This window comes from Mycobacterium sp. (assembly GCF_019243155.1).
Lineage (GTDB): Bacteria > Actinomycetota > Actinomycetes > Mycobacteriales > Mycobacteriaceae > Mycobacterium.
Genome location: NZ_JAFAUS010000164.1, coordinates 1 through 14,077 on the forward strand (window position 1 = coordinate 1; position 14,077 = coordinate 14,077).

Consider the following 14,077-nt stretch of genomic DNA (forward strand, 5'->3'; position numbering starts at 1 on the left):
ATCACGCCCTGAAGCGACGGCTGGTGGATCAGCACCCGCGCGTTGGGCAGTGCCATCCGCTTACCCGGGGTCCCGGCGGCCAGCAGCACCGCCGCGGCCGAGGCCGCCTGGCCCAGGCACACCGTCTGGATGTCGGCCCGCACGTACTGCATGGTGTCGTAAATCGCCATCAGCGAGGTGAATCCGCCACCGGGCGAGTTGATGTACATGGTGATGTCGCGGTCGGGGTCCAGCGACTCCAGCACCAGCAGCTGCGCCATGATGTCGTTCGCCGACGCGTCGTCGACCTGGACACCGAGGAAGATGATGCGTTCCTCGAACAGCTTGTTGTACGGGTTGGACTCCTTGACGCCGAAGCTCGAGTGCTCGATGAATGACGGCAGGATGTAGCGCGCCTGGGGCTGGGTTTCGGGGTTCACTGGGCTTCTCCGTTGGTGATGTGGGCGGCGCGGGTGATGATGTGGTCGACGAACCCGTACTCCAGGGCTTCGGGGGCGGTGAACCAGCGGTCGCGGTCGGAATCGGCCTCGATGCGCTCCAGCGTCTGGCCGGTGAATTCGGCGTTCAGCCGGAACATCTCCTTCTTGATGACCGTGAACTGTTCGGCCTGGATTGCGATGTCGGCCGCGCTACCGGTCACCCCGCCCAACGGCTGGTGCATCAGGATGCGGGCGTGCGGAAGCGCGTAACGCTTGCCCTTGGTGCCCGCGGCGAGCAGAAACTCGCCCATCGAGGCGGCCATGCCCATCGCGTAGGTGGCGATGTCACAGGGCGCCAGGACCATCGTGTCGTAGATAGCCATTCCGGCGCTGATCGATCCGCCCGGCGAGTTGATGTACAGCGAAATGTCCTTAGTGGCGTCCTCGGCGGCGAGCAGCAAAATCTGCGCGCACAGCCGGTTGGCGATCTCGTCGCTCACCTCCGAACCCAGGAAGATGATGCGCTCGGAGAGCAAGCGCTCATAGACCGAGTCCGTGAGGTTGAGACCCTGCGAGTTCGAACGCATGTCAGTCACGACTGGGTTACCTGCTTTCTCGAAATCTGTATGAACCGACACTAACCAACCGAGCCCACTGTGTGCCCGCCGCGCTCCCCCTGAATTGGGCGCGTTCGCTCACAGCGTCATGGCGCGGTCACTCTGCTTCGCCGGCGACCTCTTCGGCTTCGGGGGCTTGCGCACCCTCGTCGTCGGCGTCGTCCTCATCCGAGCGCTTGCCGAAGAAGTCGCTGGTGTCAATCGTGTTTCCGGCGCTGTCGGTGACGCGGGCCCGCTGCACAACCGCGCCGATCGCCAGCCCGCGACGGACGTCGGCGAACATCGCCGGCAGCTGGTTGTTCTCCTGCAGGTAGCCCAGCAGCTGCTGGGGCTCGATGCCGTACTGGCGAGACGTGGCGACCAGTCGCTCGGTCAGGTCGTCTTGGCCGACCTGGACGTCCAGCTCATCGGCCAGCGTGTCCAGCAGCAGCTGGCGCTTGACGTCGGTCTCGGCGGCGGTGCGCGTCTCGGTCTCGAATTCCTCGCGGGACTTGCCCTGCTCGGCGAGCGCCTCTTCGAGCTTGGCTTCGTCGTGGTTGAGGCTGTGCAGGGCGCCGTGCAGGGTGCTGTCGACCTGCGCCTGCACGATCGCCTCCGGCAGCGGCACGTCCACTTCCTCGAGGAGGGCGTCGAGCGTGGCGTTGCGGATCTGGTCGGCCTGCTGGGCGCGCTTGACCTGCTGGACCTGCTGGCGCAGGCTGGCGCGCAGCTCGTCGATGGTGTCGAATTCGCTTGCCAATTGCGCGAATTCGTCGTCGGGCTCGGGCAGCTCGCGCTGCTTGATCGACTTGACCGTCACGGTCACCTGCGCGTCCTGCCCGGCGTGATCGCCGGTCGCAAGCTGCGCGGTGAACTCCTTGGACTCGTCGGCTGCCAGCCCGACGAGGGCTTCGTCGAGGCCCGCGATCAGCCGGCCCGATCCGACCTCGTGGGAAAGACCTTGCGCGGCGGCGCCCGGCACCTCTTCGCCGTCCACCTTGGCCGACAGGTCGATCGAGACGAAGTCACCGTCGGCCACGGGCCGGTCCACCCCCGTCAGCGTGCCGAAGCGGGCACGCAGGGACTGCAATTCGGCATCGACGTCTTCGTCGCTGACCTCGATCGGATCCACCGACACCTTGAGGGCGTCCAAGTCGGGAAGGGTGATCTTGGGGCGGACGTCGACCTCGGCGGTGAACGCCAACTCCTCGCCGTACTCCTTCTTGGTCACCTCGATCTCGGGCTGACCCAGCGGCTGCACTTCGGACTCCACGACCGCCTGCCCGTACCGGGCGGGCAGCGCTTCGTTGACGACCTGGTCGAGCATCGCCTCCCGACCGAAACGGGCCTCCAGCAGTTTCGCCGGGGCCTTGCCCGGACGGAAGCCGGGCAGGCGCACCTGCTTGGCCAATTCCTTGTAGGCGCGTTGGAAGTCGGGCTCGAGCTCTGAGAAAGGAACCTCCACGTTGATGCGCACCCTGGTGGGGCTCAACTGCTCGACGGTGCTCTTCACGGATGTGCTCCTCGATGGTCGTTCTCGGCGGTCGGTGGGCCGTGCGCGCGGCACGGGGCCGGTCGTGCTGGTCGGGGTGACAGGATTTGAACCTGCGGCCTTCCGCTCCCAAAGCGGATGCGCTACCAAGCTGCGCTACACCCCGCGCTGACCTCGACGAATCTTACGGCCCCTCAGCAACAGGTTCGACGCAGGCTTCGCAGCGGCCTCGCGCACCTTACAGAGCGATCACAAGACCGCGTCGATTAGATTTGATCTGCGTCGCCAGCTACAGTCACGCTCGACTAATACATGCGGGCGTAGCTCAATGGTAGAGCCCTAGTCTTCCAAACTAGCTACGCGGGTTCGATTCCCGTCGCCCGCTCGGGCTAGCTATCTGCTCGACAGAAAGGCGCCATGAGCGACCTCAAAGTGGACGCGGAAATTCATGGCTCATGCGCCTCCAAATTCGACGGGGTGCGCGGCGCATTCGCGCGCAACTTCACACATGGCGATGAGGTCGGCGCCGCGGTCGCCGTCTGGGTGGATGGCGATCTGGTCGTCAACCTCTGGGCTGGCTGGGCAGACGCCCGCCGTACCCGACCGTGGCGGCAAAACACCCTGACCACCGTGCTGTCCGGCACCAAGGGACTGTCGGCGACCTGCGTCCACCAACTGGCCGATCGCGGCGAGCTCGACCTGCAGGCTCCGGTCGCCCACTACTGGCCCGAGTTCGGGCAGGCGGGCAAGGAAGACATCACGCTGGCCATGGTGATGAGCCACCGCTCCGGCGTGATCGGCCCCGACACCCGGATGCCGTGGGAGGACGTCGCCGACTGGGATTACGTCTGCGAACAGCTGGCCGCCGCGAAACCCCGGTGGGAGCCCGGCACCGCGCAGGGCTACCACATGACGACCTTCGGGTTCATCGTCGGCGAGGTGTTCCGGCGGGTCACCGGGCGCACGATCGGGCAATATCTACGCACCGAGATCGCCCAGCCGCTCGGCGCGGACGTCCACATCGGGCTCTCGGCGGCCGAGCAACGCCGCTGCGCCGAGCGGGTGAACAAGCCGCACGCGCGCGACCTGCTGGCCGACGCGCACGCCCCCAGCGACCCGGTCAGCTTGGCCGAGCATTCCAAGGCGGGATTGTCCATCTCGATGGGCTTCGCGCCCGACGACGAACTCGGTTCACACGACCTGGAGCTGTGGCGCCGGCTCGAGTTCCCGGGCACCAACGGGCAGGTGTCCGCGCTGGGCCTGGCCACGTTCTACAACGCGCTGGCCCAGGAGAAGCTGCTCAGCCGCGAGCACATGGACCTGGTGCGGGTGTGCCAGGGCGGGCTGGAAACCGATCTGGTGCTGGGCCCGCGGGTCGCCGACCACGGATGGGGCCTGGGCTACATGCTCAACCAGCGATGCGTCAACGGGCCCAACCCGCGGATCTTCGGCCACGGCGGCCTGGGCGGCTCCTTCGGATTCGTCGACCTGGAACACCGAATCGGCTACGCGTACGTCGCAAACCATTTCGACCCCACCAAGGCCAACGCGGACCCGCGCAGCCTCGCCATGAGCAACGCGGTCTACTCCGCACTCGGCGTTATCTAGGCATTCGCTGCATGAAAAACGCGCCCTGCCGAACAGCGGCAGGGCGCGTTGATTTCACGGACTGATCGAGACGATCAGGGGTGCCACCCCGGCGGCGGCGGCGGTCCCCACGGTCCCCCCGGAGGAGGAGGCGGCGGTCCCCAAGGCGGCGGCGGCCCGCCCGGTCCCCAGCCCTCACGGTGCCAGTCGTGGCAGCCGTTCCAGTCCCAGTTGTTGCCCCAGCCCGGGTCCCAATATTCACCTGGGCACCATGTCGGCAGAGGACCGGGATTCGCCTGCGCTTGAGTCGCGACACCCAGGCCCGCCAGCCCGAGTCCGCCGATCGCCAAAGCCGTTGCGGCCAAACGTGGAATAGTTTTCACAGGGCAACCATTACCCACCGGTCCAGAATCGAAAACTGTAGACACCAGCGTTTCTCCCTGGCAATATGCTGTCAATTCCGGCGACCTGTGCGTTTGGGTACCTGCGCGGGGTTATTTCTGATCGGTCGGGCACCAGAACACGTTGCGGCCCTCCAGCACCGCTGTGCGAATCACGTCACCGCAGACTCGGCAGGGATCGCCGGCGCGCCGGTACACATACGTGCGTGGCCGCCCCTGGCGGTACGACGGCGCGCCATGATCGTGCTCGGGCCGCACCACGACGATATTGCCGCGGCGCAACCCGACTTTCATCAACGCCACCAGGTCGGTCCAGGCCGCGCCGAACTCCGCCTCGCTGATCTGCTGGCCGGGCCGGAACGGGTCGATGCCGTGCCGGAACAGCAACTCGCTGCGGTAGACGTTGCCGACCCCGGCGACGATGGTCTGATCCATCAGCAGCGCGCCAATCGGCCTGCGAGACTTGCTGATTCGTTTCCAAGGCCACGACGGGTCGGCATCGCTGCGCAACGGGTCGGGACCGAGCCGGGCCAGCACGTCGGACACCTGGCCTTCGTCGATCACCTCACACACCGTCGGTCCGCGCAGGTCGGTGCCGTATTCGGCGCCGACCATCCGCATCCGCACCTGCCCGGTGGGTTCCGGGATCGCGCCGTCCTCGGGGAGTTGCCACTCCGTGAAGGTGCCGTACAGGCCCAGATGGACGTGCACGATCGGTCCGCCGGCGTAGTGGTGGAACAGGTGTTTGCCCCAGGCGCTGGCGCGCTGCAACACCCGGCCGTTGACGACGGCGGCGGAGTCGTCGAAGCGGCCTTGCGGGCTGGAGACCGCGACTGGCGCGCCACCGAACCGGCGTTGGTGCAGCCGGGCCAGGCGGTGCAGGGTATGCCCTTCGGGCACTAACGGCCCTTACGCCTGCGCGCCGGGCACCGGCGGGGCCTGGTGAGTGCGCTCGTATTCCTCGAGGATGTCGATACGCCGTTGGTGGCGAGGCGCTTTCGAGAACGGCGTGTTGACGAAGGCGTCCACGAACGACAGCGCGTCCTCGACGGAGTGCATGCGGCCGCCGATGCCGATCAACTGTGCGTTGTTGTGTTCCCTCGCCAACGTCGCCGTCTCGACGCTCCACGCCAAGGCGCACCGGGCGCCCGGCACCTTGTTCGCGGCGATCTGCTCGCCGTTGCCGGATCCGCCCAGCACGATGCCCAAGCTGTCCGGGTCGGCCACCGTGCACGTCGCCGCGTCGATGCAGAAGGCCGGGTAATCGTCTTCGGCGTCGTACGTGAAGGCACCGCAGTCGATCGGCTCGTGCCCGGTCTTCTTCAGGTGCTCGACGATCTGTTGCTTGAGCTCGAATCCGGCGTGGTCAGAACCCAGGTAGACGCGCATGCCCGACATACTTCCTTGCCGCATCCGGGCCGCGCAACGCGGGACGGGCCAATCGAACTAGTCGAATTCGGGCTTTTCGTGTCGGCTCCGCTTGAGCTCGAAGAAGTGCGGGTAGGCCGCGAAGGTCACCGAGGCGTCCCACAGCTTGCCGGCTTCCTCACCCCGCGGAATCCGCGACAGCACCGGCCCGAAGAACGCGACGCCGTTGACGTGGATGGTCGGCGTGCCGACGTCGTCACCGACCGCGTCCATCCCGGCGTGGTGGCTCTTGCGCAGCGCGTCGTCGTAGTCCTCGCTGGTGGCGGCTGCCGCCAGCTCGGCCGGCAGGCCGACTTCGTCCAGCGCCACCTTGATGACCTCGTCGAGCTCCTTGTTGCCTTTGTTGTGAATCTGGGTGCCCATCGCGGTGTACAGCGGCGCCAAAACCTCGGAGCCGTGGGCCTGCTCGGCGGCGATCGCCACCCGCACCGGGCCGAAGGCCGACTTCATCTTCTCGCGGTATTCCGCCGGCAGGCCCTCACGGTTCTCGTTGAGTACCGCGAGGCTCATCACGTGGAAGTTCACGTCGATGTCGCGAACCTTTTCCACTTCGAGGATCCAGCGCGACGTGATCCATGCCCACGGGCACAGCGGGTCGAACCAGAAGTCGGCTTGGTTTTGCACGGTGGCCTTGTCGGGCATAGCGAAGTCCTCTCATCGGTCAAACACCATTCACCACAACCGTAGGCGCCGTGGGCCTGTTCCCCAGCACGTAAGTTAGAGCCGTGGCTCTACCTAATCTCACCCGCGACCAAGCCGTAGAACGCGCCGCATTGGTGACCGTCGACAGCTACCGGATCGACCTCGATCTCACCGATGGCAACGGCCGTCCGGGCGACCGAGTCTTCCGGTCGGTGACCACCGTCGAATTCGATGCACTGCCGGGCTCCGACACGGTCATCGACATCGCCGCCGAGAGGGTGCGCGGCGCCGCGCTCAACGGGCGCGAGCTGGACGTCTCCGGATACGACGAGTCGATCGGCATCGCGTTGCGCGGGCTGGAACAACACAACGTCCTCGTCGTCGACGCCGACTGCCTCTACTCGAACACCGGTGAGGGCCTGCACCGCTTCGTCGACCCCGTCGACAACGAGGTCTACCTGTACTCGCAGTTCGAAACCGCCGACGCCAAGCGCATGTTCGCGTGCTTCGACCAACCCGACCTCAAGGCAACGTTCGCCATCACGGTGACCGCGCCCGGGCACTGGAAGGTGATCTCCAACGGGGCACCGGTTTCGGTCGCGGAGACGGACGGGGCCGCCGTGCACACCTTCGCCGTCACCCCGCGGATGAGCACGTACCTGGTAGCCCTGATCGCCGGGGCGTATGCGGAGTGGAAGGACTCCTACAGCGACGAGCACGGGGAGATCCCGCTGGGCCTGTACTGCCGGGCCTCACTCGCCCCGCACATGGACCCCGAGCGCTTGTTCACCCAAACCAAGCAGGGATTTGCCTTCTATCACAAGAACTTTGGCCTGCCCTACGCATTCGGCAAGTACGACCAGCTGTTCGTCCCCGAGTTCAACGCCGGCGCAATGGAAAACGCGGGCGCGGTGACCTTCCTCGAGGACTACGTCTTCCGCAGCAAGGTCACCCGCGCCTCGTACGGCCGGCGCGCCGAGACGGTGCTGCACGAGATGGCGCACATGTGGTTCGGCGACCTGGTCACGATGGCGTGGTGGGATGACCTGTGGCTCAACGAGTCCTTCGCGACCTTCGCGTCGGTGCTCTGCCTCAGCGAGGCCACCGAATTCACCGAGGCGTGGACGACGTTCGCCAACGCGGAGAAGTCGTGGGCCTACCGCCAGGACCAGTTGCCGTCGACCCACCCGGTGGCCGCCGACATCCCGGACCTGGCCGCGGTCGAGGTCAACTTCGACGGCATCACCTACGCGAAGGGCGCTTCGGTGCTCAAGCAACTGGTCGCCTACGTCGGCGAGGAGAGCTTCCTGTCGGGCCTGCGGGACTACTTCCGCGCCCACGCGTTCGGCAACGCCAAGTTCGGCGATCTCGTCACCGCGCTGGAAAAGGCTTCGGGCCGTGACCTTTCCGACTGGGGTCAGCAGTGGCTGAAGACCACCGGACTCAACACGCTGCGCGCGGAGTTCGACGTCGACGCCGACGGCAGGTTCACCCGCTTCGCGGTGACGCAAAGCGGCGCCGCGCCGGGGGCCGGCGAGACCCGCGTGCACCGGCTGGCGGTCGGGATCTACGACGACGACGGGGCGGGCAAATTGGTGCGGGTGCACCGCGAGGAACTCGACGTCGAGGGTCCGGTGACGGAAATTCCTGCGCTGGTTGGCGTTTCGCGTGGAAAGTTGATCCTGGTCAATGACGACGACCTGACGTACTGCTCGCTGCGGTTGGACACCGATTCGCTGAAGACCGCGCTGCAGCGGATCGCCGACATCGCCGAGCCGCTCCCCCGCACGCTGGTCTGGTCGGCGGCGTGGGAGATGACGCGTGATGCCGAACTGCGTGCACGCGACTTCGTGGCGTTGGTGTCGGGCGGCATTCAAGCCGAGACCGAGGTCGGGGTGGCGCAGCGGCTGCTGCTGCAGGCGCAGACGGCGCTGGGGTCCTACGCCGACCCGGCCTGGGCGCACGAGCACGGGTGGCCCCAGTTCGCCGACCGGGTGCTGGAATTGGCGCGCGGCGCGCAGCCCGGGTCGGATCACCAGCTCGCTTTCGTCAACACCCTGTGCTCGTCGGTGCTGTCCACCCGGCACATCGAGACGCTGGCGGACCTGCTCGACCACGATCCCGCCGAGTTGGGCTTGGCGGGCCTCGACGTCGACACCGACCTGCGCTGGCGCGTCGTGACCGCGCTGGCCACCGCCGGCGATGTCGACGCCGACGGACCGGAGACGCCCTTCATCGACGCCGAGGTGCAACGCGATCCCACGGCCGCCGGCAAGCGGCACGGCGCGCAGGCGGCGGCGGCCCGACCGCAGCCGCAGGTGAAGGAGGACGCGTGGACGCGGGCAGTGGAGGACGACACCCTGCCCAACATCACGGCCCGCGCGATCATCGGGGGCATCGGCGCGCCTGGGCAGCATGAGCTGCTCAAGCGGTTCACCGCGCGCTACTTCGAGGCGATTCCCGGTGTCTGGACGCGGCGGTCCAGTGAGGTCGCCCAGACCGTGGTCATCGGCCTGTATCCGAGCTGGGACATCAGCGAGGCCGGCATCGCCGCCGCCGACAAATTCCTGGAGACACCGGACTCAGAGGTGCCGCCGGCGCTGCGCCGCCTTGTGCTCGAGGGCCAAGCCGGCGTGAAGCGGTCCTTGCGGGCCCGCCAGTTCGACGCCGGGTGACTAAGCCGGAGAGATTCCCGCGCTCAGCACCCGGATCGCGCTGACCAACCCGTCCACCAGGTCGCCGCGTTCGAATTCCGATGTGGCGGCGGCGACCCCGAGCGGGGCTGCCGACTCGGCACCGCGGCCGCGGACCGCCGAGCCGTACACCACCTCGATGGCACCCTGGTCGGGCGACACCGCGAGCAGAACCGCGTTGTTCGGTGTCGGTACCTTCGCCAAGATCTCGCGGGCGCGCGCCGCGGTGTCGCTACCCAGGTCGCCAAGGTAGATGGCGAACCGCGTTTTCGATGCCCGCGAGCCGTACTTCAGCGCGTCGTCGATGGCAACGAGGTCCTTGATGGAAAACGGGTAGTGCACGGACAATTCGCCGGGCTCGGTGACCCCGGAGATCCGTCCACTCGTGGTGATGACCGAGCCTTTGGGCAGCCCGGCGGGTTCGATCGTCGCTAGCTCACCATGTGCCACTAGCGCCACCTCCGACTGAGAATGTGTCGTGTCCGGCATGGACGTTCACGTCTCGATCGCTGGCAGCCCACAGGATCGGTGCGTGCGTCCACTTCTCCTGCAGCTTGTAGGGCGCGGGGTGCGGGCCTTTATGGCGCCAGATCAGCACGGCCAGCACAGCCACCAGCAATAACGGTATTCCGATGAAGTACAGGTGAATCTCGAGAAGGCTCACGACTTGAAACCGTATCCCACCGGCTGGTCTGCCCGCGCATTCAGGCATCGGTTTCCTCTTCGAACACGTTCGCGGCGGTGATAATCATCCGATGGCGTCAAAGTCGACGAGCCTTCTCGGATGGGCGGCCGCAGCGCTGGTGTGCGCGGCGACGGCGGCCGTCGCGGGCCCGGCGGCCGCCGCCTACGCCGACGACCTGAGCCCCGCACCGCTGCCGGTGTTCGCACCGCATCCGTCGGACTGGCAGCCGAACTCCACGGTGTTCCCCTACAACCTGTGGCAGTCGCGGGTGACACCCGAGCAGCTCACCGCCGAGCGGGAGGCATGCCAGTGGTTCAACGCGCAGTACGGGCCGCTGATGGGTCAGGTGTTCGGGTTCCAGCACTACTTGGCCGGCCGGGGCGACGACTGGTCGGCGCCCGGAGTGCAGGGCGCCGGAAACACCGTGAAGGCCAACCTCGACCAGTCCGCGGCATTCCTGGACCCCCGCGCGCGCACCCTCTTCATCGTCAATTACCCGGACCAGAGTCAGTATTCGCCGCTCTACAACGGCGACTCGTTCCACCACCTGTGGTACCAGTTCACCCAGATCAGCGACAAGATCAATCAGAAGATGGTGTCCGGGGTGATCAACGCCAACATCGCCACCGCCAACGTGTACGGCAACACGATCCGCGATTCCGGGGTGTGCGAGGGGGCCTAGCTCGGTCGGCTACGCCGCGCCCTCGCCCAGGTACCGGGCCCAGGCCGGGTCCAGCTCCTTGACCGTCGAGAGCAGCCGCCAATGCTGCCCGGTCGGGGGCGACGGCTGCCGGCGCAGCGCCCAGCCGAGTTCGGTGAGCAGCTTGTCGCCCTTGCGGTGGTTGCATGTCGAGCAACACGCGACGCAGTTCTCCCAGGAATGGTCGCCGCCCCGGCTGCGTGGCACCACGTGGTCGACGGTGTCGGCCTTGGCCCCGCAGTAGGCGCAGGAGAAGCGATCGCGGTGCATCAGCGCGGCGCGGGTCATCGGGACGCGCGCCCGGTACGGGACGCGGACGTAGGTCCGCAGCTGGATCACCGAGGGCACCAGGATCGAGCTGGTCGCCGAGTGGATGACCGGGCCGGCCGGATCGTGGTGCACCACGTCGGCCTTGCCGCAGATCACCATGACGATCGCGCGCCGCATCGGCAGCGCGGTCAGCGGCTCATAGGTGGAATTCAGCAGCAGCACCCGGCGCCGACTCCAAATCGATGAGCTTTCGAGCCGGGTGGGCGGATGGGTTTCTACGCTGTGCAGGCATGGCACGGTTGCGGGCCCGGTTAACCCTGCCGCGGCACCCGAACTGCGGTGGCTGCGGCGTCTCTTGCCCTGCGCCATAGATCCTCCGCGGATAGTCCACCATGATTCGCCGCCAATCGCACCCCTATTGCAGGTGATCGCCGTGTCAATACGGTGAACAGCGAGCGCGGTCAGCGCCCGCCCCGGCCCGCCGTCGCGAGGATGCACCACAATGGAAGGGATGGATCCGGAGCAACAATCCTTCTACGACGCTGTCGGCGGTGCCGAGACCTTTAACGCGATCGTGTCGCGCTTTTATGCGCAGGTCGCAGAGGACGAGATACTGCGTCAGCTCTATCCCGAGGACGACCTCGCGGGCGCCGAAGAGCGCCTGCGCATGTTCCTCGAGCAGTACTGGGGCGGCCCGCGAACCTACTCCGACCAGCGGGGCCATCCCCGGCTGCGGATGCGTCATGCCCCATTCCGAATCACTCCCATCGAACGCGACGCGTGGCTGCGCTGCATGCACACCGCCGTCGCCTCAGTCGACTCGCAGACTCTCGACGACGAACACCGTCGCGCCCTGCTCGACTACCTGGAGATGGCCGCCCATTCGCTGGTCAACTCGCCATTCTGATTCCAGCCCTACATATCCAGCCGAGAAACGAACGGAGCAATATGAGCCCCGAACCGTGGTGGTCGAGTGCGGTCTTTTATCAGGTGTATCCGCGGTCATTCGCCGACAGCAACGGCGACGGCGTCGGGGACATCGACGGAATCGTCGCCCATCTGGATCACCTGGAGCGGCTGGGAATCCAGGCCATCTGGCTCAGCCCGGTGACCGTCTCGCCGATGGCCGACCACGGCTACGACGTCGCCGACCCCCGTGACATCGACCCGCTGTTCGGCGGGATGCCTGCGATCGAACGCCTGATCGCGGCGGCCCACGAGCGCGGCATCAAGATCACCATGGACGTGGTGCCCAACCACACGAGCTCCCAGCACGTGTGGTTCCAGGCCGCGCTGGCCGCCGGCCCGGGCACGGAGGCGCGAGAGCGGTATTACTTCCGGGACGGCCGCGGCGAGAAGGGGGAACTGCCGCCGAACAACTGGACGTCGGTGTTCGGCGGGTCGGCATGGGAGCGCGTGGTCGAACCGGACGGGAATCTCGGGCAGTACTACCTGCACCTGTTCGATACCCACCAGCCGGACCTGAACTGGGACAACCCCGAGGTGTTCGACGACTTCGAGGCGTCGTTGCGGTTCTGGCTGGAGCGTGGCGTTGACGGCTTCCGCATCGACGTGGCGCACGGGATGGCCAAGCCGCCCGGCCTGCCCGATGCGAAGGAAAGCGTGAAGGTGTTGTCGCACGCCGACGACGACCCGCGGTTCAACAACCCCGCGGTGCACGACATCCACCGCAAGGTCCGCAAGATCGTCGACGAGTACCCCGGCGCGGTGACCATCGGCGAGGTGTGGGTGATGGACAACATGAAGTGGGCCGAGTACCTGCGGCCCGACGAACTGCATCTCGGCTTCAATTTCCGGCTGACCAAGGTCGGCTTCGACGCCGGCCAAATCCACGACGCCATCGAGAATTCGCTTGCCGCGACCAAGATCTACGACGCCGTGCCGACCTGGACACTGTCCAACCACGATATTGACCGCGAGGTCACCCGCTACGGCGGCGGCGAACTCGGGATGCGCCGGGCGCGCGCGATGGCGATGGTGATGCTCGCCCTGCCGGGCACCGTATTCATTTACAACGGTGAGGAATTGGGACTCCCCGACGTGTTGGACCTGCCCGAGGAGGTGCTGCAGGACCCGACGTGGGAACGCTCCGGGCACACCGAGCGCGGCCGCGACAAGTGCCGGGTTCCGTTGCCGTGGTCGGGCGATACTCCGCCGTTCGGGTTCTCGTCGACACCCGACACGTGGTTGCCGATGCCGGCGGAGTGGTCGGCCCTGACCGTCGAAAAGCAAGAGTCGCAACCGGATTCGATGCTGGCGTTCTTCCGGCACGCCATCAAGCTGCGCAACACCCGGCTCGAATTCGATGTCCGCGACCTCGAGTGGGTGAACGCGTCGAGCGACGCGGTGATCTTCCAGCGACCCGGCGGCCTGGTGTGCGCGCTGAACAGCGGCGACGGACCAATCCCGCTGCCGTCCGGAGAACTCATCCTGGCCAGTGCCCCACTGGATGACGGCAAGCTGCCACCCGACGCGGCCGCCTGGCTGGTTTAGCCGCGCATCAGGCGGCGGCCGCCAACTCTCGACGAGCGGTTGGGGCGCCTGCTGTTCTATACCTTGAGCATGCCAACGTATGCCTGGACAGTGATCGGAGCCGGACCCGCGGGCATTGCGGCGGTGGGCCGGCTCCTCGATCGGGGAATAGCGGCCGAGACCATCGCCTGGATTGACCCGGCTTTTGCCGCGGGAGATCTCGGCCAAAAGTGGCGGTCGGTCTCGAGTAATACGCAAGTCGGCCACTTCCTGGATTATTTGAACGGCTCCTCCGCATTTCGATTCGCGGAAGCACCCCCTATGCCACTGCACGAAGTCGATTCCCGCGAGACGTGTGTCCTCGCGTTGGTCGCCGAACCGCTCGTATGGATTACCGGGAATTTACGGGATCGCGTGACAACTTATGAAACGACGGCGACCGCGCTCACATTGCAGCGAAAGCAGTGGACAATCGAGACGGAGCAGCAGCAAATCGAATCTAAGAACGTGATTCTTGCCGTCGGCGCCGTCCCGAAGAAGCTCTCGCATCCCCGGCTGCGAGAGATCCCGGTCGAGGTCGCGCTCGATCCGGAGAAGCTCCGGGATCAGCCGCTGGACGGCGCGACGGTCGCCGTGTTCGGGTCTTCGCACTCGTCGATGATCGCGTTGCC

General features: G+C 66.6%; 14 protein-coding genes, 2 tRNA genes and 2 pseudogenes. 7 read left to right on the forward strand and 11 right to left on the reverse strand.

Going from position 1 to position 14,077, the window contains the following annotated elements; genetic code table 11:
* From clpP2 to JOZ00_RS07980, 4 genes and pseudogenes are all read right to left on the reverse strand, one after another.
* Positions 1-419 (reverse strand): annotated as a pseudogene (gene clpP2, locus JOZ00_RS07965) (ATP-dependent CLP protease proteolytic subunit ClpP2); the annotation flags it as partial.
* Positions 416-1,006, reverse strand: coding sequence for an ATP-dependent CLP protease proteolytic subunit ClpP1 (clpP1, locus tag JOZ00_RS07970; protein ID WP_293342182.1), 591 nt, complete (start codon positions 1,004-1,006; stop codon positions 416-418). The gene clpP1 and the pseudogene clpP2, both read right to left, overlap by 4 nt.
* 127 nt (positions 1,007-1,133) lie before the next feature.
* Positions 1,134-2,528: a trigger factor gene (tig, locus tag JOZ00_RS07975; protein ID WP_293342147.1), complete on the reverse strand. Its 1,395-nt coding sequence runs from the start codon at positions 2,526-2,528 to the stop codon at positions 1,134-1,136.
* 68 nt (positions 2,529-2,596) lie between these two features.
* Positions 2,597-2,673: transfer RNA gene (locus tag JOZ00_RS07980), tRNA-Pro, on the reverse strand.
* 148 nt (positions 2,674-2,821) lie between these two features.
* On the opposite strand from JOZ00_RS07980, the gene JOZ00_RS07985 reads away from it, so the two are divergent.
* Together JOZ00_RS07985 and JOZ00_RS07990 are read left to right on the forward strand one after the other, a co-directional pair.
* Positions 2,822-2,892: transfer RNA gene (locus JOZ00_RS07985), tRNA-Gly, on the forward strand.
* A gap of 32 nt (positions 2,893-2,924) precedes the next feature.
* Positions 2,925-4,115 (forward strand): serine hydrolase domain-containing protein, encoded by a 1,191-nt coding sequence (locus JOZ00_RS07990; protein WP_293342150.1) that lies wholly within the window; start codon positions 2,925-2,927, stop codon positions 4,113-4,115.
* 74 nt (positions 4,116-4,189) lie between these two features.
* Here the strand turns inward: JOZ00_RS07990 and JOZ00_RS07995 are convergent, their stop codons facing one another.
* The 4 genes from JOZ00_RS07995 to JOZ00_RS08010 all read right to left on the reverse strand — a co-directional run bounded on the left by JOZ00_RS07995 (position 4,190) and on the right by JOZ00_RS08010 (position 6,565).
* Positions 4,190-4,423, reverse strand: coding sequence for a hypothetical protein (locus JOZ00_RS07995; protein WP_293342185.1), 234 nt, complete (start codon positions 4,421-4,423; stop codon positions 4,190-4,192).
* Between the two features lie 165 nt (positions 4,424-4,588).
* Positions 4,589-5,395 carry a DNA-formamidopyrimidine glycosylase family protein gene (locus JOZ00_RS08000; RefSeq protein WP_293342153.1) on the reverse strand — a complete coding sequence of 269 codons (807 nt, stop codon included), beginning with the start codon at positions 5,393-5,395 and terminating at the stop codon, positions 4,589-4,591.
* Between the two features lie 9 nt (positions 5,396-5,404).
* Positions 5,405-5,884 carry a ribose-5-phosphate isomerase gene (locus JOZ00_RS08005; RefSeq protein ID WP_293342156.1) on the reverse strand — a complete coding sequence of 160 codons (480 nt, stop codon included), beginning with the start codon at positions 5,882-5,884 and terminating at the stop codon, positions 5,405-5,407.
* A 57-nt stretch (positions 5,885-5,941) separates the two neighbouring features.
* On the reverse strand, positions 5,942-6,565 hold the full coding sequence (locus JOZ00_RS08010; RefSeq protein ID WP_293342159.1) for a DsbA family protein: 624 nt from the start codon (positions 6,563-6,565) through the stop codon (positions 5,942-5,944).
* 83 nt (positions 6,566-6,648) lie between these two features.
* On the opposite strand from JOZ00_RS08010, the gene pepN reads away from it, so the two are divergent.
* Positions 6,649-9,240 (forward strand): aminopeptidase N, encoded by a 2,592-nt coding sequence (gene pepN / locus JOZ00_RS08015; RefSeq protein WP_293342162.1) that lies wholly within the window; start codon positions 6,649-6,651, stop codon positions 9,238-9,240.
* On the opposite strand, the gene JOZ00_RS08020 is transcribed toward pepN, so the two are convergent.
* Positions 9,241-9,708 (reverse strand): DUF5130 domain-containing protein, encoded by a 468-nt coding sequence (locus tag JOZ00_RS08020; protein ID WP_293342165.1) that lies wholly within the window; start codon positions 9,706-9,708, stop codon positions 9,241-9,243.
* Entirely contained in the window at positions 9,695-9,922 is a 228-nt protein-coding gene (locus JOZ00_RS08025; protein WP_293342168.1) for a hypothetical protein, read from the reverse strand. Before JOZ00_RS08025 ends, JOZ00_RS08020 begins: the two co-directional genes overlap by 14 nt.
* A 91-nt stretch (positions 9,923-10,013) precedes the next feature.
* Between JOZ00_RS08025 and JOZ00_RS08030 the strand changes: the two genes are divergently transcribed.
* On the forward strand, positions 10,014-10,625 hold the full coding sequence (locus tag JOZ00_RS08030) for a hypothetical protein (RefSeq protein WP_293342171.1): 612 nt from the start codon (positions 10,014-10,016) through the stop codon (positions 10,623-10,625).
* A gap of 9 nt (positions 10,626-10,634) precedes the next feature.
* Here JOZ00_RS08030 and JOZ00_RS08035 read toward each other — a convergent pair whose 3' ends face one another.
* The gene (locus JOZ00_RS08035) at positions 10,635-11,282 is read right to left on the reverse strand and encodes an HNH endonuclease (protein ID WP_293342173.1); all 648 of its coding nucleotides are present in this window, start codon (positions 11,280-11,282) and stop codon (positions 10,635-10,637) included.
* 142 nt (positions 11,283-11,424) lie between these two features.
* On the opposite strand from JOZ00_RS08035, the gene JOZ00_RS08040 reads away from it, so the two are divergent.
* The 3 genes and pseudogenes from JOZ00_RS08040 to JOZ00_RS08050 form a co-directional block, all read left to right on the forward strand.
* Positions 11,425-11,820 (forward strand): globin, encoded by a 396-nt coding sequence (locus tag JOZ00_RS08040; protein ID WP_293342176.1) that lies wholly within the window; start codon positions 11,425-11,427, stop codon positions 11,818-11,820.
* A 41-nt stretch (positions 11,821-11,861) separates the two neighbouring features.
* Positions 11,862-13,427, forward strand: a complete 1,566-nt coding sequence (locus JOZ00_RS08045) for a glycoside hydrolase family 13 protein (RefSeq protein ID WP_293342179.1) — start codon at positions 11,862-11,864, stop codon at positions 13,425-13,427.
* Positions 13,428-13,517: 90 nt separating this feature from the next.
* Positions 13,518-14,077: pseudogene (locus JOZ00_RS08050) on the forward strand (pyridine nucleotide-disulfide oxidoreductase); the annotation flags it as partial.